Origin of the sequence: Breoghania corrubedonensis, from assembly GCF_003053845.1 — a bacterium.
In the GTDB taxonomy this organism is placed as follows: Bacteria; Pseudomonadota; Alphaproteobacteria; order Rhizobiales; family Stappiaceae; genus Breoghania; species Breoghania corrubedonensis.
In genome coordinates this window covers 503005-529047 of the sequence record NZ_QAYG01000001.1, presented here as the reverse complement: position 1 = coordinate 529047, position 26043 = coordinate 503005, and the positions used below count along the sequence as shown (strand labels likewise).

The 26043-nt window shown below is 64.2% G+C and carries 17 protein-coding genes; 6 read left to right on the top strand and 11 right to left on the bottom strand.

What is annotated here, in order from left to right; translation table 11 throughout:
- Positions 1 to 36: 36 nt before the first annotated feature.
- The 5 genes from C8N35_RS02290 to C8N35_RS02270 all read right to left on the bottom strand — a co-directional run bounded on the left by C8N35_RS02290 (position 37) and on the right by C8N35_RS02270 (position 6888).
- On the bottom strand, positions 37 to 1338 hold the full coding sequence (locus C8N35_RS02290) for a GGDEF domain-containing protein (protein ID WP_107987997.1): 1302 nt from the start codon (positions 1336 to 1338) through the stop codon (positions 37 to 39).
- A 336-nt stretch (positions 1339 to 1674) separates the two neighbouring features.
- A complete protein-coding gene (locus C8N35_RS02285) occupies positions 1675 to 2949 on the bottom strand; it encodes an NAD(P)/FAD-dependent oxidoreductase (protein WP_107987996.1) in 1275 nt (424 codons plus the stop codon).
- A gap of 102 nt (positions 2950 to 3051) precedes the next feature.
- A complete protein-coding gene (locus C8N35_RS02280; RefSeq protein ID WP_107987995.1) occupies positions 3052 to 4446 on the bottom strand; it encodes an aspartate aminotransferase family protein in 1395 nt (464 codons plus the stop codon).
- A 153-nt stretch (positions 4447 to 4599) separates the two neighbouring features.
- Positions 4600 to 5940 carry a glutamine synthetase family protein gene (locus C8N35_RS02275; RefSeq protein WP_245926702.1) on the bottom strand — a complete coding sequence of 447 codons (1341 nt, stop codon included), beginning with the start codon at positions 5938 to 5940 and terminating at the stop codon, positions 4600 to 4602.
- Between the two features lie 216 nt (positions 5941 to 6156).
- Positions 6157 to 6888, bottom strand: coding sequence for a GntR family transcriptional regulator (locus C8N35_RS02270; RefSeq protein ID WP_107987993.1), 732 nt, complete (start codon positions 6886 to 6888; stop codon positions 6157 to 6159).
- Positions 6889 to 7456: 568 nt separating this feature from the next.
- Here C8N35_RS02270 and C8N35_RS02265 point away from each other — a divergent pair.
- From C8N35_RS02265 to C8N35_RS02240, 5 genes are all read left to right on the top strand, one after another.
- The gene (locus C8N35_RS02265) at positions 7457 to 8788 is read left to right on the top strand and encodes a glutamine synthetase family protein (protein WP_245926627.1); all 1332 of its coding nucleotides are present in this window, start codon (positions 7457 to 7459) and stop codon (positions 8786 to 8788) included.
- 191 nt (positions 8789 to 8979) lie between these two features.
- Entirely contained in the window at positions 8980 to 10077 is a 1098-nt protein-coding gene (locus C8N35_RS02260; protein WP_107987991.1) for a polyamine ABC transporter substrate-binding protein, read from the top strand.
- A 361-nt stretch (positions 10078 to 10438) separates the two neighbouring features.
- The gene (locus tag C8N35_RS02250; protein ID WP_245926626.1) at positions 10439 to 11584 is read left to right on the top strand and encodes an ABC transporter ATP-binding protein; all 1146 of its coding nucleotides are present in this window, start codon (positions 10439 to 10441) and stop codon (positions 11582 to 11584) included.
- A gap of 18 nt (positions 11585 to 11602) precedes the next feature.
- Complete coding sequence (locus C8N35_RS02245) at positions 11603 to 12595, top strand: ABC transporter permease subunit (RefSeq protein ID WP_107987988.1); 993 nt, start codon at positions 11603 to 11605, stop codon at positions 12593 to 12595.
- Between the two features lie 208 nt (positions 12596 to 12803).
- Positions 12804 to 13625 (top strand): ABC transporter permease, encoded by an 822-nt coding sequence (locus tag C8N35_RS02240; RefSeq protein WP_107987987.1) that lies wholly within the window; start codon positions 12804 to 12806, stop codon positions 13623 to 13625.
- A 142-nt stretch (positions 13626 to 13767) separates the two neighbouring features.
- Here C8N35_RS02240 and C8N35_RS02235 read toward each other — a convergent pair whose 3' ends face one another.
- Together C8N35_RS02235 and C8N35_RS23535 are read right to left on the bottom strand one after the other, a co-directional pair.
- Complete coding sequence (locus C8N35_RS02235) at positions 13768 to 15654, bottom strand: AsmA family protein (RefSeq protein WP_170121997.1); 1887 nt, start codon at positions 15652 to 15654, stop codon at positions 13768 to 13770.
- 275 nt (positions 15655 to 15929) lie between these two features.
- Positions 15930 to 16238: a hypothetical protein gene (locus C8N35_RS23535; protein WP_146177331.1), complete on the bottom strand. Its 309-nt coding sequence runs from the start codon at positions 16236 to 16238 to the stop codon at positions 15930 to 15932.
- A 237-nt stretch (positions 16239 to 16475) separates the two neighbouring features.
- On the opposite strand from C8N35_RS23535, the gene C8N35_RS02230 reads away from it, so the two are divergent.
- The gene (locus C8N35_RS02230; protein ID WP_170121996.1) at positions 16476 to 18668 is read left to right on the top strand and encodes a putative bifunctional diguanylate cyclase/phosphodiesterase; all 2193 of its coding nucleotides are present in this window, start codon (positions 16476 to 16478) and stop codon (positions 18666 to 18668) included.
- Between the two features lie 24 nt (positions 18669 to 18692).
- Here C8N35_RS02230 and ftsH read toward each other — a convergent pair whose 3' ends face one another.
- From ftsH to xseA, 4 genes are all read right to left on the bottom strand, one after another.
- Positions 18693 to 20522: an ATP-dependent zinc metalloprotease FtsH gene (gene ftsH, locus C8N35_RS02225; RefSeq protein ID WP_281261761.1), complete on the bottom strand. Its 1830-nt coding sequence runs from the start codon at positions 20520 to 20522 to the stop codon at positions 18693 to 18695.
- Positions 20523 to 20773: 251 nt separating this feature from the next.
- The gene (locus C8N35_RS02220) at positions 20774 to 22471 is read right to left on the bottom strand and encodes an ABC transporter permease (protein ID WP_107987984.1); all 1698 of its coding nucleotides are present in this window, start codon (positions 22469 to 22471) and stop codon (positions 20774 to 20776) included.
- A 344-nt stretch (positions 22472 to 22815) separates the two neighbouring features.
- Positions 22816 to 23802, bottom strand: a complete 987-nt coding sequence (locus C8N35_RS02215; RefSeq protein ID WP_210203422.1) for a Fe(3+) ABC transporter substrate-binding protein — start codon at positions 23800 to 23802, stop codon at positions 22816 to 22818.
- Between the two features lie 526 nt (positions 23803 to 24328).
- A complete protein-coding gene (xseA, locus tag C8N35_RS02210) occupies positions 24329 to 25756 on the bottom strand; it encodes an exodeoxyribonuclease VII large subunit (RefSeq protein WP_107987983.1) in 1428 nt (475 codons plus the stop codon).
- Positions 25757 to 26043: the final 287 nt, after the last annotated feature.

The window sequence follows — 26043 nt, the reverse complement described above, 5'->3', positions numbered from 1 at the left end:
CCCGGGCAACGGCTTGTGCAAGCCTGTCGTTTCCGCTCACACGTCGAGCAGGAACCGCTCCAGCCGTTCTTCCACCCGGGGAATCACATCATTCTTGGCGATGATACGGTCGCGGCCCCGGTTCTTGGCGGCGTACATCTGTTCGTCCGCCGCACGGATCGCCTCTTCCAGATCGTCCTCGTAACCAGAGGACAGGCCAATGGAGAGCGTCACCTCCGCCCGTTCGCCATCAAACACATGGGCGCGTTCGCGAAAGCGACTGTAGACGGCGGCGCAGCAGCTCTTCGCTTCCTCGATCTCGCAACCGGGCATCAGCATGCAGAACTCGTCACCGCCCAGCCGCACGGTCAGGATGCTGGCGCCGCAGGCCGAAACGAGGTCGTCGGCAAGGTTCTTGATCACCAGATCGCCCGCCTCGTGGCCATAGCGGTCGTTGACCTGCTTGAAGCGGTCGACATCGATCAGCGCCACCGGCACCGGCTGTTCGTTGCGCCGACACTCCACGTAAAGCCGTGTACCTGCGTCGAACAGGAAGCGACGGTTGTGCAGGCCGGTCATGGCGTCGTGGTTGGCCGCGTCCGTCAGTTTCAGGATACGGTCGATCGTGTCGAGGTTCTGGCCAACGCGCAGCAGGAATTCCTCCGGCGGACAGGTCTTGGCGAGCGCCTCGTTGGCGCCGCTCTTCAACAGCCGCACCATGTCGGTCTGGTCGCAGCCTTCCGTCAGCGACACGACCGCGACCTTTTCCGGCCCGCGTCGCAGCCGTACCTGCTTGATCAGGTCGATCGCATCCACCTCCGGCAGATCCTGATCGAGCACCAGCAAGCGGATATGGTCTTGTTCGTTCAGGTGGTGCAGCGCGTCCTTGGGGGTGTGTACGCGGGTCACCGACAGTTGCAGTCGGCGCAACTGTTCCGCCGCATCGCGCAATGGTGCCCTTTCACATTCCAGAAGCAGCGCGCCGATCCCCCGGTTGGCCCGCAGCCGCAGCACCAGTTCGCGCAGGTAGGAGAGGCTTGCCGGGCTGTCCTTTAGGACATAGTCGACGATGCCCTTGGAATAGAGTCGGGACTGAAGCGCGGGGTCGAAACGGCTGGAAAAGACGATGGTCGGTACGTCGAAGGACGTCGTCAGATCCACTGTCTCCACATCCGTGGTGTCGGGCAGGGAGAGATCGACGAGAGCGACCGAAAACCGGGCCGCGTCTTCCTGGAGGATCGCCGTCGCCTCCGCGCATGTCGTCGCCACGACAATGTCGAACCCGTCTGCGCGGCGAAAACTGCGTGTGACAGCTTTTGCGAAAAAACTGGAATCTTCAACCAGCAATATCGTGTCCATGGGCCGACCCCGTGCCACTTCCGGAAAAGACCGCCACGTAGCCGTGACGACCGATCCCGGCTGAAAATAAATCTCTCCGCGATCGCGTCATGTCCGGGCACATCCCCGCATGGCGCCAACCGCATGGCCGTTACCCTCCCGCGGGTTCTCCTAAACCCGCACGTGGCAGTTCCTCTTGGAACCTCGGCCGCCGCCAGGAAGAGTGTCGGTAAAGAAAACAGGGCTCCGAGCGACCATGTCAGTAGAAAACACAATCGGATTAAAACGGTCTTAACCGGATATGTCCGGTTGTGTGCGTGCATGTCTGCACGTCACTTTCGCGCTTTGACTTGCCGTTCACATGCGATCGCGCAACGCGAACCATGTCATGGCCAGCGCTTGTATCGGCGTTCGCAGCCATTTCCCGCCGGGGAACGCCATCATCGGCAGTTGTGCGAAGGTGTCGAAACGGCCCGCATCGCCGGCCACCGCCTCTCCGATGAGCCTGCCCGCGAGGTTCGCGATGCCCACTCCGTGCCCGGAAAAGCCGCATGCGACATAGAGTCCCGACCGGGGCCTGCGGAAATAGGGCATGCGGTTCGCCGTGATCGCCAGCGTGCCGCCCCAGGCATGGTCGATGCGTGCATCGGCGAACTGCGGATAGATCTTCGCCATGTGGCGGCGCACGAAGCTTGCGACGTTGGCCGGATAGCGGCGCGAATAGGTTTCTCCGCCGCCGAAGATCAGGCGCCTGTCGGGGCTCATGCGCCAGTAGTGGACCACCCAGCGGCTGTCGGCGACCGCCTCGTTGCCCGGGATCGGATCCCGTTCGCCGAGCGGTTCGCTGGCTAAAATGTAGTTGTTGATCGGCAGCACGCGCGCTTCCGTTGCGGGCTCCAGTCCCTCCAGATAGCCATTGGCTGCCAGTACGACATGGGTGGCGCGGACCTCGCCCTTTTCCGTCGTGATGGTGATCGGCTGACCCGTCCCGATATCGGTGACGCGGGTTCCCTCGAATATCCGGGTTCCGGCCTCTTCGGCGGCCCTGGCCATGCCGAGCACGAAGTTGAGCGGATGGAGATGGCCGGCCTCGGCATCGCGGTAGCCGCCGAAATAGGCGTCGGTGCCGATGGCTGCCGCGAGTTGGTCGCGATCCAGCAGCTTTATGGCGTCGTAGCCGTAGTCGCGGGCCAGTTGCTCCGCCTCGCGCTGTTCATCTGCAAGCCACGCCTTCTTGTGCACCGCATGGATCAGTCCGTCCGCCCAGTCGCAATCGATCGCGTGGCGGGCGATGCGATCCTTTATGAGCGTCTTTGCCTCCTCCGCCATGTCCCAGAAGAGGCGGGCCTGCGCCTTGCCGACATGGCTTTCCAGCCAGTGCTGGTCGCGCCGCTGGCCGGAATGAAGCTGGCCGCCATTGCGCCCCGAAGCGCCCCAGCCGATGCGCTTTTCCTCGCAAAGGATGACCGAAAAGCCCTGTTCGGCCAGATGGAGCGCCGCCGAGACCCCGGTAAAGCCACCGCCGATGACACAGACATCGGCGGTGAGCCTTTCGGCAAGCACCGGTCGGGGGCGATCATCGTTGATGGTGGCGGTGTAATAGCAGGCGGGGTCGTAAGGCGGCACGGACATGGGCGGGGTCTCACGGCGAACAACGGGACAATTCTCAAGGTGGTGCTGGACGCGGCCGGGACCGCGCCCGCCCACCGTCTGGATGCACGACGGAAAGGTGAATTATCCCACCCTTCCTTCGCGTTTCAGTGCGGCATAAGTGTCGTCGAGCGTCTTTTCGGCGATGCGCGCCAGTTCGTCCGCTTCCTCATGGGAAAGCACCAGCGGCGGCGAGAGGATCAGACTGTCGCGCACCGCGCGCATAACGAGGCCGTTTTCGAAGGAATAGTCGCGCGCCATGGTGCCGACCGACCCCTCGTTTGCGAACGTCTTCGTGCGGTCGCCCTTGACCGGCACCAGCTCCAGCGCGCCCATCATGCCGACCATGCGCGCGTCCCCCACGAGCGGATGTTCGCCCAATGCCTTCCACCTCTTCTGGAGATAGGGGCCGATGTCGTTCTTCACCCGTTCGACGATCTTCTCTTCTTCCAGAATGGCGAGATTGGCGAGCGCGGCCGCACAGCATGCCGGATGCCCGGAATAGGTGTAGCCGTGATAGAACTCGCCACCCTTGTTGATGACGACGTCCGCCACCTTGTCCGCGACCATCACGCCGCCGATCGGCAGATAGCCGGAGGAGAGCCCCTTGGCGATAGGCATCAGGTCGGGCTCGATGCCGTAATAGGTGGAGCCGAACCATTCGCCGGTGCGGCCGAAGCCAGTGATGACCTCGTCGGCGACGAACAGGATGTCGCGTTCATCGAGGATCTTCTTCACCGCCGGCCAGTAGGTGTCGGGCGGGATGATGACGCCGCCGGCGCCCTGGATCGGTTCGGCGATGAAGGCGGCAACCTTGTCTTCGCCAAGCTCGTCGATGGCGCGTGCCAGTTCATTGGCCGCCCACAGGCCGAATGCGTCCTCGTCCATGTCACCACCCTCGCCGAACCAGTAGGGCTGGGCGATGTGGTGGACGCCGGGCACCGGCAGGTCGCCCTGGCCGTGCATGCCCTTCATGCCGCCGAGGCTGGTGCCGGCCAGTGTCGAGCCGTGATAGCCGTTCCAGCGGCCGATGATGGTCTTCTTCTCAGGCCTCCCCATCAGGTCCCAGTAGTAACGCACCATCCGGAAGACCGTGTCATTGGCCTCCGAGCCGGAGCCTGCGAAGAAGACGTGGTTGAACTGCGGCGGCGTCAGCTCGGCGAGCTTTTCCGCCAGCGCCACGGCGGGGGGATGCGAGGTCTTGAAGAACAGGTTGTAGTACTCAAGTTCCTGCATCTGCTTGTAGACGGCCTCCGCCACCTCATGCCGGCCGTGGCCGATCTGTGTGCACCACAGCCCGGCCATGCCGTCGAGGATGCGCTTTCCTTCCGAATCCGTCAGCCACACGCCTTCCGCATGGGTGATGATGCGCGAGCCTTCGGCATTCAGCGTGCGGTGTTCGGTGAAGGGATGGAGGTGATGGGCGGCATCCGCCTCCTGTAGCGCCTTGGTGGGATAGATGTTGGATTTGACGTTCATGGACAGGCACTCCGAAGGAAGGTGGCGTTGGTTCGTGGCGGGTATCTATCTGACAAATGGTTGTCTTTGGCGCGACCCCACCCCCACCCCTCTCCCTTGAGGGAGCAGGGGTGGGGGGCGACAATCAGAAAAGAGGCGCGCGGCACGCGCCCCTCACACGTTCAAAAGCAGGTATTCGCGCTCCCACGCGCTGATCACGCTCATGAAGGTCTCGTATTCCTCCTGTTTGATCGCGCGGTAGGTGGCGACGAAACGCTCCCCGAACACGTCCGCCAGCTCGTCGCATTGCTCAAACAGCGTCAGCGCCTCGGTCAGGCCGCGCGGCAGGGTGTAGGGGCCGTTGGAGGAATAGCCGGAGCGCGGCGCATCGGGCTTCAGGTCGTTCTTGATGCCGAGATAGCCGCAGGCAAGCGAGGCGGCGATGGCGAGATAGGGGTTTGCGTCCGATCCCGGCACCCGGTTTTCAAGCCGGCGCGCGCTTGCCTTTGAATTCGGCACGCGCAGGCCGACGGTCCGGTTGTCATGTCCCCAGAAGACGTTGCACGGCGCGGTCGAGTTGCGCATGAACCGCCGGTAGGAGTTCACATAGGGCGCCATGATGCAGGTCACGGCGGGGAGAAACTCCTGGTGGCCGGCGATGAAGGATAGGAACTCCGGCGTCGCGTCGCCGTCCTCGTCGGAAAAGATGTTGCTGCCCGTCTCTGGGTCGATCACCGACTGATGAATGTGCATGGCCGATCCCGGCTGGCCGCTCATCGGTTTCGCCATGAACGTGGCGTACATGTCGTGGCGAAGCGCCGCCTCACGGATGGTGCGCTTGAACAGGAAGACCTGATCGGCCAGTTCCAGCGGCGCGCCGTGGCGCAGGTTGATCTCCATCTGCGCCGCGCCCTCCTCGTGGATGAGCGTGTCGATCTCCAGCCCCTGCGCCTCCGACAGGTCGTAGATGTCGTCGATGAGGTCGTCGAACTCGTTGAGCGCCGAAATGGAGTAGGACTGCCGGCCGACTTCCGGACGCCCCGAGCGGCCGACCGGCGGTGTCAGCGGATAGTCGGGATCGGTGTTCGGCTTGACGAGATAGAACTCGATTTCCGGCGCGATGACCGGCTCCCAGCCTTCTTTCTCGTAGAGCGAGAGCACGCGTTTTAGCACGTTGCGCGGCGCGGTTTCCACCGGCGCGCCTTCCTGGGTCACGGCGTCATGGATGAGCTGGGCGGTCGGATCCGTCTCCCACGGCACCACCGCTAGCGTCGAATAATCAGCCTCGAAGAACAGGTCGCCGTCTGTGGGATTGTGATGGAAACGGTCGTCGTCCGGCGGGTAGTCGCCGGAAATGGTTTGGGCGAAGATCGAGGCCGGCATGCTCATCACCGGTCCGGAGAAGAATTTCTCCGTCGGCATCATCTTGCCGCGCACGATGCCGGCAAGGTCGGGCACGATGCACTCGATGTCCTGGATCTGACGACGTCGCAGCCAGCTCTTGGCTTCTTCCATAGTCGCCACGCCGCGAACGGTCTCAGCGGATGTGTTCTCGGCGCTTTCGGGCGTATCCCTCACGGTAAGTCCTCGGGTTCGGGTTGTCTCGCCACCTGCTGAAAGGCCAGCGCGCATGGGCAATGACGGTGTGTCAGCCGCTCCGCTTCGGCGTTCCCGCATGGGTCGTGGGTGGCAAGAGAATTGTGATCACATTCCGATAATTGTCAATCGGGGCTATTCGTCCGGACTGCGGGGGTCCATTTGCGGGGGCTCCCTCCGTCCGCCGCTTTCAGGCGGTGGAGCATCAAGAACCGAGTGCCCGATCAGGCCCATTCCGTCCAGGATATCGCGTTCGATCGCCTGCCGCAGGCCTTCCGCATCGCCCAGTCGGATCGCCGCGATGGCCTCCTTGTGCTGGTCCTCCAGCACTGAGGTGCCGACCCGGCCGTAGACGGTCCGCATGAAGGGGGCGAATTGCAGCCAGACATGCTCGACCAGCGGCAGGATGATTTCGGATCCGGCTGCGCGATAGATACGGAAATGAAACTCGTGGTTGCGGCGCATGTAGGCGATGACGTCCCCGCTCACGAGGCTTTCGTCAATGGCGTCGTCGATCCGGGCAAGCTCGCCGGCCGCCGCGTTCAGGTTCGGCAGGGCGAGGGCCGCCAGATGCGGCTCCAGCAGCACGCGTGCATGCAGCAACTCGTCGAACCGTCGCCGTGTCATCGTCGGCACGCGGATGCGCCCGTTCGGCATCACGTCGAGCGCGTTGGCGGAGGAAAGCACGCGGATCGCCTCGCGCACCGGCATCGGCGAGACGCCGAGCTGGGCGGCGAGCCCGCGCAAGGTCACCGCATGTCCGGGCACGAACTGGCCGGTCAGCAGTGCATCCTCCACCGCCGCGACCACACGGTCGCGTGTCACCACGCGTGTCGGCAGGTCGGGCTCGTCCGGCTTGGCGTTCATGCGCGGCCTCCGAAAGGGTGGAGCGACCGAGCGGTCCGTAGTCGTTCGGCATGCGCCCGTCTCCCCCCTTGCGGGGGAGATGTCACCAAAGGTGACAGAGGGGGGTAATGCCGCTTGCTCGGAGCCTGCCGCATACCCCCCTCTGTCACGCAAGTGCGTGACATCTCCCCCGCAAGGGGGGAGACGGGCGCATGCCGAACGGCCGCGAAATGGCCTCCCGCCTTCATCTCCCGACATATGCCCTGTGCGTTCGGCAAGCTGGTCCCCTCATCCACCTGCATAGCTTGTGATCATGCCTCTGCTCTGTGCAACGGTTGACAGGCTTCGCAATACGTGATCACATTTTTGCCAGAACAGCAAACGACAGCAATCGCCGGGCCTCGCGATCCGGGGCCGGCGGCGACAAGTTCGTGACAACAACAAATCAGTGACCGGCCGCTATTGCCGGTCTGCAAAAACGGATGCCGCGTTCGGGGTAAGGAGAGGCCCGGAACATCAAAAGGCATCGCGATGGGGGTGTTTGATGGGTCCTGTGGCCCGATCCGATTTTCGCGCGCCTGATGGCGACATGATCGAGGCAGCCGAGCGCTTTCTGGCCGCCCATCCCGATCTCGACACGGTCGAGGTGATCCTGCCCGATACCAACGGTGTGCTGCGCGGCAAGTGGCTTCCCGGCAGCGCGCTCACCAAGATCTTCGAGGACGGCGTCGCGTTTCCCTTCTCGCTTTTCGGCCTCGATGTGTGGGGCCGCGAGGTGGAAGAGACGGGTCTTCACATCGAGACCGGCGACAAGGATGGTCTGTGCTGGCCGGTGGCGGAAACGCTGCAGCTGGTGCCCTGGGCCGAGCGCGAGACCGCGCAAGTGCTTCTTTCCATGTTCGATCGCGAGGGCGCGCCCTTCATGATCGATCCGCGTCACGTGTTGGCCGGATTGTGTGGCCGACTGCGTGATTTCGGTGTCACCGCCACCTGCGCCTTCGAGCTGGAATTCTATCTCTTCGAGGAGGCTGTCGACGGCAAGCAGCCGCGCCCGGTCTTCTCAACCCAGCGCGGTCCCGCCCGCCAGAACATGTATGCTCTGTCCGATCTGGAAGCCTTGATGCCGCTGGTCGACGAGATCCGCCGCGGCGCCGACGAGCAGAACATCGCGGCGGACGCCGCCGTCTCCGAAGCGGCTCCCGGCCAGTTCGAGCTGAACCTTCATCACCGCCGCGATCCGCTCACCGCTGCCGACGACGCGGTGCTGCTGCGCCGGCTCGTCACCGGTGTGGCCCGCAAGCACGGCATGAAGGCGTCGTTCATGGCCAAGCCCTTCGTGGAGTGGCCGGGCAACGGCATGCACGTCCATGTCAGCCTGGAAGGGGCCCACGGCAACATCTTTGCCGACCCGGAGGAGGGCGAGGAGCGGCTCGGCCACGCCATCGCCGGCCTGCTGGAGACGATGCAGGAAAGCCAGCTTCTCTATATCTCCACCTTCAACGGCTTCCGCCGCATGCAGCCAGGCTCCTATGCCCCGACCTCGATCACCTGGGGACACGACAACCGCTCCGTGGCGCTGCGCGTGCCGCCCGGCGGGCCCAACTCGCGCCGCATCGAGCATCGCATCGCAGGCGCCGACGCCAATCCCTATCTGGTGCTGACCGGTGTTCTCGCCGGCATGCTGGAAGGGCTGGAGAAGAAGAAGGATCCGCCCCGGGCGATCGCCGGAAACGCGTATGAGACGCGCGCGCGCCGGCTCACCCCCTGGATGGACGAGGCCATCGATGCCTTCGAGAAGTCGAAGCGCATGAAGCGGGCGGTGGGCAAGGAGATGCACAAGACGCTTACCGCCATCAAGCGCGAGGAACTCACAGCGTTTGGCCGTGAGATTTCGACGCTCGAACGCGAAACCTATCTCTGACAGCGCAAGCGGGCCGTTGAAGAGTCCGTGCTGTAACAAAAAACGCCGTGATTAATGCAACCGGGTGATTTCACCTGCGCCCGGGTTGATCTAGGTTCGGCGTCGGGAACTGACCATTGCGGTCCGGGACGGAGCATTGCCGTTGGCATTCTCCGTGCGGGCTCGAAAATTGGCAAACGGGAGCTTCAGACATGCGCATCCTATTTACCGCAACCGTGGCGGCCGTCGCCTTCGTCGCCGGCAGCGCGATTGCGCAGGAAGACAAGGTCGTCAACGTCTACAACTGGTCCGACTATATCGATGAGTCGATCCTGGAGGATTTCACCAAGGAAACCGGCATCAAGGTCGTCTACGACGTCTTCGACAGCAACGAGGTGCTGGAAACCAAGCTGCTGGCCGGCGGCACGGGCTACGATGTCGTGGTGCCCACCGGGTCCTTCCTGTCGCGCCAGATCAAGGCCGGCGTGTTCATGAAGCTCGACAAGTCGAAGCTTCCGAACCTGAAGAACATGTGGCCGGAGATCCAGAAGCGCATCGAAAAGTACGATCCGGGCAACGAGTACTCGATCAACTACATGTGGGGCACGACCGCGTTCGGCTACAATCCGAAAATGGTCAAGGAGGCCTTCGGCGGCGAGGAGGCTCCTGTCGACAACTGGGATCTGCTGTTCAAGCCGGAAAACGCCGAGAAGCTGTCCAAGTGCGGCATCTACGTGCTGGACGCGCCGACCGAGGTCTTCCCGGCCGCGCTCAACTATCTGGGCTATGACCCCGACAGCAAGGATCCGGACAAGATCCGCGAGGCGGCGGCGCTTTGGAAGAAGATCCGTCCCTACATCCGCAAGTTCCACAATTCCGAGTACATCAACGCGCTGGCCAATGGCGATATCTGCCTGGCGCTCGGCTGGTCGGGTGACGTGCTGCAGGCCCGCGACCGCGCCGCGGAGGCTGACAACGGCGTGACGGTGGACTTCTCCATCCCCAAGCAGGGCGCGCTGATGTGGTTCGACCAGATGGCGATTCCGGCGGATGCCCCGCACCCCGATAACGCGCTGACCTTTCTCAACTACATCATGAAGCCGGAGGTCATCGCCAAGGCGTCCAACTACGTCTACTACGCCAACGGCAACCTCGCCTCGCAGAAGCTTCTCAACGACGACGTGATCAACGATCCGGCGATCTATCCGAGCGCCGAGGCGATGAAGCACCTCTACACGGTCACCGACTACCCGCCGAAGGTGAACCGCGTCGTCACCCGCGAATGGACCTCGGTCAAGAGCGGCCAGTAGGCCTGATCACGGCAACGGCCCGGCGGCACGACGATGCCGCCGGCGCCGCGCAACGGAGCGCCATGGGCGGCTTCATCGCCGCGCCTGAAAGTCCGATGGCACCGAAGTCTGCCAGGGACTTGTCCTTTCCCTCGATTGTCATCCCCGCGAAGGCGGGGATCCAGTAACCGCCGGGGGTGGCATTCGGGCACGAACGACGGTCTCTGGAAAGCTGGATTCCCGCCTTCGCGGGAATGACAAGTCTTGAATGGATTGGAGGATCGGACCTGTCGAATATCCGGGTCCGAACGTCAGTCCGGGGCGGAACGAACCGCTCCGGTGGTTGATTACCTTTTCGTCGCATTTCGACAGGGGTGGGGATTTGGCCAAGAAACCGATCGGTCCGATCAGACGGACCTTTGCGCCGTGGGAAGATCCCGAAAAGCGGCCCTTCATCGAGTTCAGGAACGTCACCAAGCGGTTCGGCAGCTTCACCGCGGTCGACAACCTGAGCCAGACCATTTACGAGCGCGAGTTCTTCGCGCTGCTCGGCGGCTCCGGCTGCGGCAAGACCACGCTGATGCGCATGCTGGCCGGCTTCGAGCAACCCACCGAGGGCGAGATCTTCCTCGATGGCCAGAATCTGGCCGGCGTGCCGCCCTATCGGCGTCCGGTCAACATGATGTTCCAGTCCTACGCGCTCTTCCCGCATATGAGCGTCGAGGCCAACATCGCCTTCGGCCTCAAGCAGGACGGTTTCCCGAAGGCCGACATCGCCGACCGCGTCAAGGAGATGCTGCGCCTCGTCAAGCTGGAGCCCTTCGGCAAGCGCAAGCCGCATCAGCTTTCCGGCGGCCAGCGCCAGCGCGTGGCACTTGCCCGCTCGCTCGCCAAGCGCCCCAAGGTCCTGCTGCTCGACGAACCGCTGGCCGCGCTCGACAAGAAGCTGCGCGAGGAGACCCAGTTCGAGCTGATGGATCTGCAGATGGACCTCGGCATGACCTTCCTGATCGTCACCCACGATCAGGAGGAGGCGATGACGGTGGCCGACCGCATCGCGGTCATGGATGCCGGCCGCATCATCCAGGTCGCCACGCCCTCGGAAATCTACGAAAGCCCCAATTCGCGCTACGTGGCCGATTTCATCGGCGACATCAACCTGATCGAGAGCAAGGTCGTCGCCAAGAACGGCGAGACGACCCGCCTGCGCGCCACCGAACTCGACATCGAATTCGATGTGGCCCAAACGACCGATGCCGACATCGGCGATGCGGTCGCCTTCGGCATCCGTCCGGAAAAGATCACCGTCACGATGGACAAGCCCGACGCCGACTTCTCCGTGCACGCGGAGATCTGGGACATCGGTTATCTGGGCGATGTTTCCACGCTTCACTGCCGAACCGAGGACGGTCACAACCTGCGCGCGGGCATTGCCAACGTGACGCGGCTTGTCGAACGGCCGCTCACCTGGGACGACAAGATCTGGATGACCTGGCGCAAGGATGCCGGCGTCATCCTCAGGCACTAGGCGGGGGAGGGCGCGGCGATGCGTACGGTTCTGAGCGTTCTCGGCCGGCGGCTGGCAAGCAGGTGGTGGGTCATCGGCGTGCCCTATGCCTGGCTGTTGTTCTTCTTCCTCGTGCCCTTCCTGATCGTCATCAAGATCTCGCTTTCGGGCGTGGCGATCGCCATTCCGCCCTATGTGCCGACGATCGATCTGGCGCAAGGCTGGGCGAGCATCCGCGATGCGATCTCGCAATTCTCGTTCGACAACTACGTCTGGCTGACGGAAGGGTGGGCAAGCATCCGCGATGCGATCTCGCAATTCTCGTTCGATAATTACGTCTGGCTGACGGAGGACGACCTCTACTGGAAGTCCTACCTCTCCAGCGTGATCATCGCCGGCGTCTCTACGATCATCACGCTGGCGATCGGTTATCCGCTCGCCTACGGCATGGCACGCGCAAAGCCTGAATGGCGGCCGACGCTGGTGATGCTGGTGATCCTGCCGTTCTGGACCTCATTCCTGATCCGCGTCTACGCCTGGATCGGCATCCTCAAGAACGAGGGCCTTTTGAACCAGCTTCTGCTGTGGCTGGGCGTGATCAACGAGCCGCTGATCATCCTCAACACCAACTGGGCGGTCTATATCGGCATCGTCTATTCCTATCTGCCCTTCATGGTGCTGCCGCTCTACGCGACGCTTGAAAAGCTCGATCTGAGCCTGCTGGAGGCGGCGGAGGACCTCGGCTGCCCGCCGTGGAAGGCGTTCTGGAAGATCACCCTGCCGCTGTCTCTTCCCGGCGTGCTCGCAGGCTGTTTCCTGGTGTTCATTCCGGCGGTGGGCGAATTCGTCATCCCCGATATCCTCGGCGGGTCGGACACGCTGATGATCGGCAAGACGCTGTGGGTGGAATTCTTCCGCAACCGCGACTGGCCGGTTTCCTCCGCCGTCGCCGTCATCCTGCTGCTGATCCTGGTGATCCCGATCGTGCTGTTCCAGAACCAGCAGCAGAAGATGCAGGAGCGGGACAAATGAGCGGACTCCACGAAACACTGCCGCTTGCGCCCCTCTCCCCCCTTGTGGGGGAGATGTCGCGCAAATGCGTGACGGGGAGGCGGCAGGTTCGGTATGGGCGGCTCACCCCTCTCTGTCGGCTGCGCCGACATCTCCCCCTCAAGGGGGGAGAGGGGCGCAAGCCGGTGGCTTACGGGCCACGCGCCCTTTCGCCTTTGGAGGTCAAGCCATGAATCGCGGTCCCACCTGGTTCAACATCACCTCCATCGCGCTCGGCTTTTCCTTCCTCTACCTGCCGATCGTGATCCTGGTGATCTTTTCCTTCAACGCCTCGCGGCTGGTCACGGTTTGGGGCGGCTTCTCCACCAAGTGGTATGGCGCCCTGCTGCACAACCAGCAGCTTCTGGATGCCGCCTGGGTGACCTTGCGCGTCGGCTTTGCCGCCGCCACCATCGCCACGGTGCTGGGAACGATTGGCGCGCTGGTGCTGGCGCGCATGGGGCGCTTCATGGGCCGCTCGCTGTTTTCCGGCATGATCTATGCGCCGCTCGTCATGCCGGACGTCATTCTCGGCCTGTCGTTGCTGCTGCTGTTCGTCGCCATCAACCAGGATCGGGGTTTCTGGACGGTGATGCTGGCCCACACCACGTTCTGCATGTGCTACGTGGCGGTTGTCGTGCAGTCGCGCCTCGTCGGCTTCGACCGGTCGCTGGAAGAAGCGGCGATGGATCTCGGCTGCCCGCCGGTGAAGACCTTCTTTCTCATCACGCTGCCGCTGATCCTGCCGGGTGTGCTGGCGGGCTGGATGCTGGCATTCACGCTGTCGCTCGATGATCTGGTCATCGCCAGCTTCACCACGGGGCCGGGCGCCACCACGCTGCCGATGAAGATCTACAGCCAGGTCCGCCTCGGTGTGACGCCGGAAATCAACGCGGTGTGTACGATCCTGGTGGCTCTGGTCACGGTGGGAGTGGTCGCTGCGTCGATCGTCACCAAGCACCGCACCGTTCGCCGTCAGCGCGACGAACAGCTGGCCGCTGCCGGTGCGTGACCGCGGAATGAAAGTGGGCTGACGCTTCTCATGGTCGGACAAGGCCGGCGCTGCGGCCCCCGGCATCCGATGAACGCCGGGGCGACTTGCGTTCCGTTCACCGACTTTCGCCCCGCCCATCGCATCTTGCCGAAGGTCCCGCCTACTGCGCCACCGGCAGGGCGCCCCCGGTGGCGCTTTGCTTCTCTTGGATCATCCGGTTCACGTCCGGCAGGAACTGCGGGCCGGCGAGGGGACCGCGCACGAGGAAGGGAATGGTCGCCGGCGGGTTCGCGTTATGGGTCGCGAGCCCCGTCATGCCGATTGTCTGATCTGGCAGCGACGCGCGGCCTTCCGCACTCACCGCGAGATCGGGGCTCGTCGCCTCCGCCTTGGTGAAGATGGCGATGCCGTCGGTGATGGTCGCAGCAATGGCCGCCTTGTCGAAGGTGGTGCGCCCGCCATCGTTCCCGACAGCGCTCGCCTCCACGCTCATGTCCGGTGCGTCATTCGCATGACCATGCCCGCCATCCGCACCGGTGGTATCGGTGTTCATGGTGAAGGTATCGATCGCCTTGGCCAGGTCGAAGCCGGAAAGCGTGAGCCCCTCCGCCGATGCCTCGAGCCGCCCACGCGCCGATGCCGCGAGCGTGTCGACGTCCAGCCCGGAGGCGGAGAGATTGAGCGTGCCATCGACGACGCCGGCGATCGGTCGTGTCTTCCAGCTGTCGAGCGGCAGCGCTCCCAGATCTATGTGGCGAACCGACAGATCCCCGTTGATCGCGACGCTATTCACCGCCCCGCCGCCATTGTTGGTGTCCATGTTGGCGCCGGCGTCGGTGTTGGCCTCGCGTTCGACATTCGCGGAAAGCCGGCCGGAAATGCTGCCGCCGTAGAGCACCGCCTCACTGATCTCCAGCGCCATGTTGCCGGCCTGGATCAGGAAGGAGGCGGCCGTCTGGCCGATCCTCGCCGCGCCGATGCGCACCTGCCGGGCGGAAAGCTGCACATCGATATCGGCCGCGGCCATCTCCGCCACCGGCACCTTGTAATGCTCGGTCTCGCCAAGGCCCGCCGCGCGCAGCCATTCCGAGAAGTAGCCGGAAAGATCCAGTTTTTCGAAATCGAGCGTCCCTTGCAGCGAGGGTCGGGCTCCGCGCCAGTCGAACGCCAGCAGCCCGGTGCCCACATTGCCGTCGAGCTCGACATTGGCATGATCGAACACAACGCCATCGGCATTGGCGCGCGCCTCGCATGCCAGCGAGAACGGCCCGAGCGTCGCACCTTCGCCCGGGTCGCGCCCCGTCCAGATCAGGAACCGGCGAAGGTTCGGGGCGGTGATGGACGCCTGTCCATTGGCCTGCAGGTTGCCCGGTCCCAGCAGAACACCTTCGAAATCGGCCCTGAGCGGCGTCGAAGTCACCGACAGGTTGAGGGTGCCCTTGGAGGCTCCCGCAAAGACCGCCGTGTCCGAAAGCCCTGCGCGCAGCTCGACCGGCTCCTTGTGCCAGACGAAGGACGCCGACAGGGCCGCTTCGCCCTGTGCGCCCGGCCAGATCAGGGTTCCGTTGATTTCGGATATGCGTTCGCGGCGGCCGTCGCCTTCCAGCACCGTGAAGCTGCCGTCCCGGATGCCGAGGTCGTTGGCCGCGAAGGGCCATTGCGAGGGATCGCGACGCAAGGTGGCGAAGGGAAAGACGGAGGATCCCGCTTCGGCGACGATATCGGGCTTGCGCAGCAGGAAGCGCGACAGCTCGATCTGGCCCTTGAGCAGCGGCAGCCACCTGATCTCGGCTTCCACGGCGTCGAAATGGGCCGTCATCTTCTGCGCGTCATTGCGTGCGCGCACATCGGGCAGGACCACGGAAAGTCCGGCGGCGAAGGTGACGCGCGGCCTGCCGTCGACGGTTACGTCGGCACCCAACCAGTCCGACAGGACGGCAGCGATGCGGTCCTTGGCGATGTCGGTGGAGACGAGCAAAGGCAACGCCGCGAAGAGGGCGGCGACCACCAAAAGCACAAGACTGGCGGCGATCAGCCAGCGTTTCATCGGTTTTCCTTGCAATCGCACAATACTGCGCCGTGACGGCGGCATAGAAACTCTCGTGCGGAACCGCAAGCGGTTTGTTGCGGCGCCAGGCGGTTGTGCGCTTGAAATGACAATGCGAATTACGACGCATCGCACTCAAGGCGAGAGGCCTGTTCGCGAGCGCGCCACGACCATGCGCCACGACCATGCGCCACGACCATGCGCCACGACCATGCGCCAAGGCGGCCGCTGCGTGCGCCAGGACGGTCTTGAGGGCTGGCCGCGAACCGCGTCAGTCATGAGTCGACAATGCGAAGGATTGCACGAATCCGCGCCGATTGCCTTGAACACCATCGCGCGAAGGCGCTGCGGCGGTCGCTATCCACAAATTCGTCGTGTTGCTCCGGCCGCCACGATGCGCCCGTGCGGGCTTCGCGATGAATTGGTGCGGCGTTCCGCGTCGCACCTTTATCCGGGCGTTTCCATCGCAAAGCGACGAAAGGAACCTTCTGCGCAAAAGAATCTCCTTGCGACAGCAGGCGAAACGAACGCGGATCTGTTGTTTTTCCTTGCGCACATACTGGAAAGAGCACCAGGGCCTGCATTTTCAGCATTCTATCAACTGGATGTAAACCTGCCCCTTGGTACATGGAACCTTGGTAATAGGGGAAAGGTCTGCCCGCTTTGCGATTCGGCCAGGTTCTCTGATCGCAACGGTCCGTGCTGCCCGGCAGGGGATGAATGAGTATGAGAGTGTGGTGAGGCGCAGTGGTGGGCTGCGCAGGTTCCTTCGGCGGCGGTATTTGAGCCGTTTCTGTATCAGTATGCGGGCGCGGTTCATCATGCTTGTCATTGGCCTGTTCACAGGCCTGACGGTGACGATGATCGTCGCGGCGAGCTATCTGGATCTGCGCGAGGAAGAAAAGAAGGCGATCGAGAACGCCACGACTCTGGTCTCGACCGTGAGCCGGCTCGCCGCTCTGCACCTGACCAGCCATCGCTATGTGACGCTGGAAAAGGAACTGGAAAGCATCGTTATCGACCCGTTCGTACGTAGCGTGCAGGTCTTCGATCCCGTTCACAAGCGCCTGATCGACGGCGACACCGCCACGCGGTTCCCCGTCCCGACCAATCCTTCGCCGATCATGAACGATGTGCTGGCAACGGGGCACAGCGAAGTCCGGCTGACAGGACGGATGGTGGAAATTGCCATGCCTGTCTTCTCTCGGGACGGCTCCGCGGTTTTCCATGACAGGCAGGTCGTCTCGCACGACAGGCAAACCTTGGTCGGCGTCGCATTCGTCGCGGTGCTGCGTCCCGATGCATCGCAAGTCGTACAGACCATCTGGCAGCGCAATGCGCTCATCGCGATCTTTCTCATCGCCGGCGCGATGCCGCTCACCGTGCATTTCGGCAACGGCTTTCTGCGGCCCGTACGCCATCTCACCCATGTCGCCCATCGCGTCAGCGCCGGCGATTTCGATGCACCCTTTCCGGTGGAGCGCCGGGACGAAATCGGCGTGCTCGCGCGCGCCTATTCGGAAATGGTGTGCACCATTCGCGGCAACATGGAACGCATCCACCAGCTCGCCTTCATCGACAGCGTCACCAAGCTCTGCAACCGCGAGTGCTTCCGCAACGAAGTGGAACGGGCCATCGTCGCGGCCGAGCATGAGGAGGCGACCTTCGCCGTCCTGTTTATCGATCTGGATCGCTTCAAGCGCGTCAACGACACCTACGGCCACGATGTTGGCGACAAATTGCTGGCGACGGTCGCGCGCAACCTGGTCCAGACGGTCTGCGGAACCAACTCCGTATCGCTGCCGGCATCGCGCGCGGCTGCGAAAGCCCAGCTGCAGTTGCCTTGCGAAACTCCCATCGTCGCGCGCCTCGGGGGGGACGAATTCGCGGTTTTCCTGCCCGGCTGCCACAGTCCGGCCGAGGCATCGCGCACGGCTGAAGCCGTGCTTGGTGCGGTTCGCAACACCGGCGCCGTCGACGGAATTCCCGTCTCCGTGGGCGCAAGCGTCGGGATCGCGCTTTATCCGCACGACGGGCGCACCTACACGACGCTTCTGAAGAACGCCGATATCGCCATGTACGCGGCCAAACAGGCGGGCGGCACGAGCCATTCCCATTACAACGCCGAGATAGACCGCCTCGCCGCCGACAGGGTGCGGCTGGAAACCCAGCTTCAGGAGGCGGTCGCGCGCGGCGAACTGGAGCTGCATTATCAGCCGCAGGTCAGCACCGGTTCAGGGGCTCTGGTGGGCGTGGAGGCGCTACTACGCTGGCACCATCCCGAGCGCGGACTGATCGGCCCGGCCGCCTTCATCGATATCGCCGAAGAGACGGGCCTCATCGTCGAGATCGGGCGCTGGGTGCTGCGCGATGCCTGCCGCCAGGGCGAGCGCTGGCTGGCTGCTGGGTGCCGTCTGCGCGTCGCGGTCAACATCTCCATGGCGCAGTTTCGCGATCCCGATGGCTTTTCGGCCATGGTCATGGGGGTGCTGGAGGAAACCGGGTTGCCGCCCTGGTTGCTGGAGCTGGAAGTGACCGAATCCATGGCGATGCGCGATGCGACGGAGATCGCCCGCATCGTCGATCCGCTGCGCGAGGCGGGCATCCGCTTTGCCATCGACGATTTCGGAACCGGCTATTCCAGCCTCGCCCATCTGACGCGGTTGCCCTTCGACATCTTCAAGATCGATCGCAATTTCACCGCCGGTATCGGTTCCGACCAGAGCGCGGAGGTCATCGTCCAGACGATCCTCGCCATGGCCCGGAGCCTCGACTACGAGACGGTGGCGGAAGGTGTGGAAACGAAGGAACAGCTCGCCTTTCTGAAGACCCACGGCTGCACGATGGCGCAGGGGTATCTGGTAAGCAAGCCGGTGTCGCACACCGCGCTCGAGGCCTGGATCGAGCAATACTATCCCGACCTCAATATCGAGGATCCGGCGCAAGCCGGCCCCGTTGCGGCCGCGACGGACACGCCGGAGGCTGAACAGGACATCAAAGTCCCCGATTGCTGACGTCCGGCGCTCCGCGTTGACGCGTCAGTTGGCGGCGGCGCGTTTGTCCGCCGGCCTGATCGGCGGGAAATCGGCATCGGTCAGCGTCTCCTTGGCCAACAGCAGTTCCGCACCGGTTTCCAGATCCGCGCGGTGCGCGGTCAGGATTTCGACCGCGTGGCGAAAGGCGTCTTCCACCCGCTCGCGCACGGCAATGTCGATCTCGCGCGAGGTTTGTTCCGCGATTTCCCGGTGCTCCACCATCGGCTGACCGAACTGGTTCTCGCGCGGGGCGAGATAGACCCGGTTGCCCAGCGTCTCGTCCATGCCGTAGCGCGCCACCATCTCGCGGGCGATTTCGGTCGCCCGTTGCAGATCGTCGGAAGCGCCGGTCGAGATCTCGCTGAAAATGATCTTTTCCGCCGCGCGCCCGCCCATCAACACCGCCATGCGGGCTTCAAGGTCCGTCACCGTCATCAGGAAGCGCTCCTCGGTCGGGCGCTGCATGGTGTAGCCGAGCGCGCCCACCCCGCGCGGAATGATCGAGATCTTGTGGACGGGATCCACCCCCTTGAGGTTCGCCGCCACCAGCGCGTGTCCCATCTCGTGATGCGCAATGCGGGTGCGCTCGTCGTGCGACAGCACGCGGCTCTTCTTCTCGATGCCGGCGACGACGCGTTCAATGGCGTTGGTGAAGTCGTCCATCGTCACCGAGGTGCCGCCGCGTCGCGTTGCCAGAAGGGCCGCCTCGTTGATGAGGCCGGCGAGATCCGCCCCGGAAAAGCCGACGGTAAGCTGGGCGACCTGATCGAGATCGACGTCGTCGTCCTTCTTGATCTTGCGGATATGCACGTCGAGGATCTGCCGGCGGCCGATCCTTTCGGGCCTGTCGACCAGCACCTGCCGGTCGAAGCGCCCGGCGCGCGTCAACGCCGGATCGAGGATCTCCGGCCGGTTGGTCGCCGCCAGCAGGATGATGCCGGAGGAGGGGTCGAAGCCGTCGAGTTCGGACAGAAGCTGGTTCAGCGTCTGCTCCTTCTCGTCGCTGCCGCCCATCGGGTTGGCGATGCGCGAGCGTCCGAGCGCGTCCAGCTCGTCGATGAAGATGATCGCCGGGGCCTTCTTGCGCGCCTGTTCGAACAGGTCGCGCACCCGCGCGGCACCCACGCCCACGAACATTTCCACGAATTCGGAACCGGAGATGGAGAAGAACGCCACCCCGGCTTCGCCCGCGACCGCGCGTGCCAGAAGCGTCTTGCCGGTGCCCGGTGGCCCGACCAGCAGCGTGCCCTTGGGGATATGCGCGCCCAGCCGCCCGTATTCCTGCGGGTTTTTCAGGAAGGCGACCACCTCCTGCAACTCCTGTTTTGCCTCATCGACACCGGCGACATCGGCGAAGGTGACCTTGATGTCGGTCTCCACATAGACCTTCGCCTTCGACTTGCCGACGGTCATGAACCCGCCAAGCCCGCCCTGGTTCTTGGCGATGCGCCGGAAAACGAACATCCACAGCGCGAAGAAGAACACCAGCGGCAGGATCCACGACAAAAGATCGGAGACGAAGGTGTTGGTCACGACGCCGCGATAGGTCACGCCGTACTTGTCGAGAAGGCCGGAAATGTCCTTGTCGACGCGCACGGTGACGAAGCGGTCGCGGCCTTGCTTCGTCGGCTCCTTGAAGGTGCCCTCGATGGTGTTGTCGCGAACCCAGATTTCGGCGACCTTGCCCTGCCGGAGCAATTGCTCGAACTGCGAATAGGGGACCTGTTCGACGGTATTGTAGGTCACCCACCAGCCCTGAAAGATGAAGATCAGGAGCATCGCGGCGAGCACGTACCAGATATTGAATTGGGTCTGCTTGTTGGGGCTGGCCAAGGGGAACTCCTTGAGCGGAAGGGAGGGCGGAGCGGAGGGACGGCGGAAGGGGAAGGCATCCGCACTATCCGCAGTATAGGCGAGAATGCCCGGCTCGGGGCGAGATTCCGGAGCGCGTCACGGTTCGAGAGCGTACCGCGCTCCTCACATGTTCAACAGCGGGCGTCTTGAAGGATGGGCCTCAGTACGAATACATGAGATCCGCTTCCGCCAGACCATGAACCGATCCGGGGATCGCCGCCGCCTGCCGATCAGGCCTGAACGCGCGCCGTCGCGTTCGTGCGATAGCTCGCGCCGCTGGTGCGCGCCAGCAGCAGGACCGGGATGAGCCCGACCAGCACGATGGTCAGCGCCGGCAGGGCCGCATCCTCGAAAACCTCGTGCGAGGCGGCCGCATAAACCGTGGTCGACAGCGTCTCGAAATTGAAGGGCCTGAGCAGGATCGTCGCCGGCAGTTCCTTCATGCAATCGACGAAGACCAGCAGCGCCGCCGACAACAGCACCGGCCGGATGATCGGCAGGTCGATCTGCAACAGCGTCTTCACCGATGTGCGTCCGAGCGTGCGCGCGGCCATGTCGATATGGGGCGAAACCTTCGCGAACCCCGCCTCGATCGTGCCATAGGAGGCAGCGAGGAATCGGGTCGAATAGGCATAGACGAGAGCTGCCCCCGACCCGGTGAGCAGAAGCCCGGTGGCGAAGCCGAACGTCTCGCGGGCCAGGCCGTCGATCGCGTTGTCCAGGGCGGCGAGCGGCACCAGAATGCCGACGGCGAGAATGGTGCCGGGCACCGCATAACCGATCGCGGCAAGCCGTGCCGCCGCCTGCAGCAGCGGAGAGCGGCGCACCCGCTGGGCATAGGCGATGACGATGCCCAGGCCCACCGTGATGACGGCGGCGACGGTGGCGAGGATCAGCGAATTCGTCGCCGCAGACAGGAAGCCGGGCGCGCTCAGGCTTTCCAGTCGGCGGCTGGCGAAGTCGGAGAGCAGCAGCGCCGGCATGACGAAGCCCAGCAGCACGGGCAGCGCGCAGGCGACGATGGCGAGCGCGCTCCAGCCCGGCGTGAGCCGGTAGCCCGGCAGCGCGCGATAGCGCGTCGATGTCAGGTGGAAGCGCTGGTTGCGCCGGCTATGGCGCTCGATCCACAACAGCGCGAATACGACGACCAGCATGGCGCAGGCGATCTGCGCGGCACCGGCCAGCGAGCCACGATTGAGCCAGGTGTCGTAGACCGAGAAGGTCAGCGTCTTCACGCCGAAGAACTCCACCGCGCCTATATCGTTGAGACATTCCATCAGGGCGAGCGACACGCCCACCGCGATCGCCGGCCGTGCCATTGGCAGCGCCACGCGGAAGAACAGCCGCAAGGGGCCTGCGCCGAGCGTGCGCGAGACGTCGAGCACGCAGGCCGACTGCATCAGGAAGCTCGCCCGTGCGGTGAGATAGACGTAGGGATAGAGCACCAGCCCCATGACGAAGACGGCGCCGGGCAGCGACCGGATTTCGGGAAACCAGTAGTCGCGCGAGGTGTGAAAGCCGAAAATGGCACGGATCGCGCTCTGCACCGGCCCGGTGTAGTTCAGGATGTCCACATAGGCGTAGGCGACGATGTAGGTCGGCACGGCCAGCGGCACCAGCAGCGCCCAGTCGAAGAACCGGCGCCCGGGAAACCGGCACATGGTGACGAGCCACGCCGTGCCGACGCCGATGATGCCGGTCATCAGCCCCACCCCCAGCATCAGCCAGGCCGTGGTCGCCACCGCGCGCGGCAGGACGGTCGTGATCAGGTGGTGCCAGACGGCGCTGGAGGGTTCGAACGCAATGACCGCGATCGCCACGATGGGCGCGAGCACCAGAGCAGCGGTGAGGGCGAGCGCGACAAGCCATCCGCGACCGCTGCCACGGCGGGTGAGGGGCAGCGCCTGTTCGTTGGCGACAAGGGTCATGACCGTCTTGCCTCCGCCGGCCCTGGCTCCACCCGCCTTTCGGCGCTTGCCAAAATGGACAGTCCAATGGATCCGCGATCAGGTCGGGAATGACGGGGAGAGGGATCGGTGCCGTATCGGCCATCCTTCGGAAATGCGCACTTGTCCGTGCGCATCCCCCTTGCACCCCTCTCCCCCCTCGCGGGGGAGATGTCGCGCCTCGCGCGACAGAGGGGGGCAGGCCACCCACACCGAACCTGCCGCTCACCCCCCTCTGTCCCTTCGGGACATCTCCCCCGCAAGGGGGGAGAGGGGAACTCGCGGCGATTTCCCGGCTCCGTCTGTCTCCTCACGAACCCGCCCGCTCAGCTCGACGGGCCGTCGTCGAAGGCGACTTCGTCGACCAGCTCGCTCGCCTCGCGGCGATGCTTGGCGATCTCGATCAGCGGCAGGCTGTCGGGATGGAGCTTGCCCCAGGAGCTGACGAGCTCCGACGGCGCCACATGCGGGTTGAGCGGATATTCGAAGTTGATCTCGGCATAGAGTCCCTGTGCCTCGTCGGAGGTCAGGAATTCCATCAGGCGGACGGCGTTGTCCCGGTTCGGCGCGTGCTCGGCCAGAACCATGCCGGAAATGTTGACGTGGCTGCCGCGCCCTTCCGCATCCGGGAACAGGATCTTCACCGACTTCGCCCAGGTCTCCTGCTCGGGCTCTTTGTCGTTGGTCAGCATCTTGCCCATGTAATAGGTGTTGCCGAGCGCGATGTCGCATTCGCCGGAATAGATCGCCTGCACCTGCGCCCGGTCGTTGCCGGTGGGCTTGCGGGCGAGGTTCTCCTTTACCGCCGAAAGCCACGCCTTTGCCTTGTCGGTCCCCTCATGGGCGATGATCGAGGCGATCAGGCCGATCGTGTAGTCGTGCTGGCCGGAACGCGTGCAGATCCGGCCCTTCCATTTCGGGTCGGCAAGCTCGGCGTAGGTGATCGTATTCTGGGTCACCCGCTCCTTCGAGGCGTAGACGACGCGGGCGCGCCCCGTCAGTCCGAACCAGCGGTTCTCGGGATCACGGAAATTCTCCGGAATATTGGCGTTGATCGTGGCATTGTCGAGCGGCGCGGCGAAGCCCAGCGTCTTGGCACCTTCCAGCCGGCCGATATCGACGGTCAGCATCACGTCGACAGGCGAATTCACGCCTTCCGCCTTGATGCGCTCGCCGAGCCCCTTGGACGCGTAGACGATGTTGGTCTCGATCCCCGTCTCCTCGGTGAAACGGTTGAGCAGCGGCTGGATCAGGTAGGGCTGGCGGTAGGAATAGATGTTGACCGACCCATCAGCCTGCGCCGGCGACGCCATCCCGCCCGCAGCGAGCGCGAGGCCGAAGGCGGCGATGATCCCACGCAGTGCGGGTATGCGCGTGCGCGCTCCGCTGGGTCCGTGCGGGGCAGGGCCAGATGCGCGCGTGGTGCGCGAAAGACGATGAGCCATTTTGTTCCTCCAAGCGGCAGGGGCAAGATCCTGCCGTTGTCCGATCTGTTCGCCGCCATTTCCGAATTCCGGAAGGCGGCTGTTGAAAGGGCAGGCAAGGTTTTGCGCAGTTCCTGTGCCGGCTTGGGAAATCGATGATGCCGGAACCTCAACGGAAAACACGCGCGGCTGTGGAAAGACCCGCTTTCCCAGCGTTGCGGCAGTTTAGAGAAAGCGATGGGTCAGTCAAGAAATAGACTATTTATAACAATAAGTTAGAATAATTCTAAACTATTAGGTTCAAGTTTTGGCATGTTCCCGGGAGAGAGGCGTTCCGCAGCGCCGGGCCCGGCATTCACCCCGCGCGAAGCGGAAGGCGTCCGTGCCATTCCCGTCTCGTTCGTGGGGCCGTCCCCTAAAACAGGTCGCCTTGTTTCGGCGTCTGGGGTTTCGTCCTGGTCTTCGGTTTCCTGCGTCCGGCGGGCACCGGTTTGCCGCCGCCGCCCAGCGAAACCGCATCGACAGCTCCGTCCGCGAATTCGATCTGCATCGCCATGCCGGATGAAACGCCGGCCGCGCGCGGCACCGGCGCGCCGTCACCGTCGCGCACCACCGCATAGCCACGGTTCATGACGCTCTTGTAGGACAGCGCATCGAGCATTTGCGACAGCCCGTCGAGCCGGGCGCGATGGCGTTGGGAGATGACGTCGAACGCCCGCCCGGTGCGCTGGGCAAAGCCGGCAAGCCGCTCGCGTCCCATGTGGATTCCCTGGCGCAACATGCCCGGATGCAGCCGTCCGCTTGCGGCCTGAAGCCGGCCGCGATGGGTCTGGGTATTGCTTCTGAGCGCCTGACCGAGCGCGCCGGCCGCCATGTCGTGGCGCTGGCGCGGGAGGGCGATGAGATCGCGCGGCAGGGCGGCCGCTGCGGCGCGCAGCTCCGTGCGCCGGCTCTGGATGAGCCGCAACAGGCCCGTGCCGTTGCGCCGTGCCAGATCGTCGACGATGCCGACAAGTTCCGCCTTCACCGGCACCGCGATTTCGGCCGCTCCGGTCGGCGTCGGCGCGCGCACGTCGGCGGCATGATCGATCAGCGTCCAGTCGGTCTCGTGGCCGACGGCGGAAATCAGCGGAATGTCGCTCGCGGCCGCCGCGCGAACGACCACCTCGTCGTTGAAGCCCCACAGGTCCTCCAGCGAACCGCCGCCGCGCGCGACGATGATCACGTCGGGGCGCGGGATCGCGCCGCCCGGCGTCAGCGCGTTGAAACCGCGAATGCCTTCGGACACTTCCGCGCCGCAGGTATCGCCCTGCACCCGGACCGGCCACACCAGCACGTGCAGCGGAAAACGGTCGTTGATGCGGTGGAGGATGTCGCGGATGACGGCGCCGGTCGGCGAGGTGACCACGCCGATGACGCGCGGCAGATAGGGCAGGGGCCGTTTGCGTGCCGCGTCGAACAGGCCTTCGGCGGCGAGCTTCTTGCGCCGTTCCTCCAGAAGCGCCATCAGCGCGCCGACGCCCGCCGGCTCCAGGCTGTCGATGACAATCTGGTATTTCGAGGAGCCGGGGAAGGTGGTGATGCGGCCTGTGGCGATCACTTCCATGCCCTCTTCGGGGCGAATCTTCAGCTTGGAGAACGCGCCGCGCCAGATGACCGCTTCCAGGCGCGCCTTTTCGTCCTTCAGCGCGAAATAGGCGTGACCGGAGGAATGCGGACCACGGTATCCCGACACCTCACCGCGCACACGCACATAACCGAACGTGTCTTCCATCGTTCGCTTGATCGCGCCGGAAATCTCCGAAACGGTGAATTCCGCGGCATTGGTCTGGGCTTGCGCCACGTCGTCAGTCTCCCTCGTGCCGGCCGAGCGGCCGGTTCCTGTCTGTTCCGGTGGTCGCAGGCGCGGGCGGCAGGGTCAAGTGATTCGCGCCGACCGACGGTGCCCGCCACCGCATGCGAACGCACGCGCCCGTGTGAAGGCACTTGCCCATGTGATCGCCCTTGATTGCCGCTTTTGTGCATCGTTTGATTGATCACGGTCAATGAGACGGATATCACCGGGTAGCACAGTCGAAACGCTGGCTGGTGTTGGCGCCTGTCGCGCCAGCTTGGATGAGGAGGTAAGGA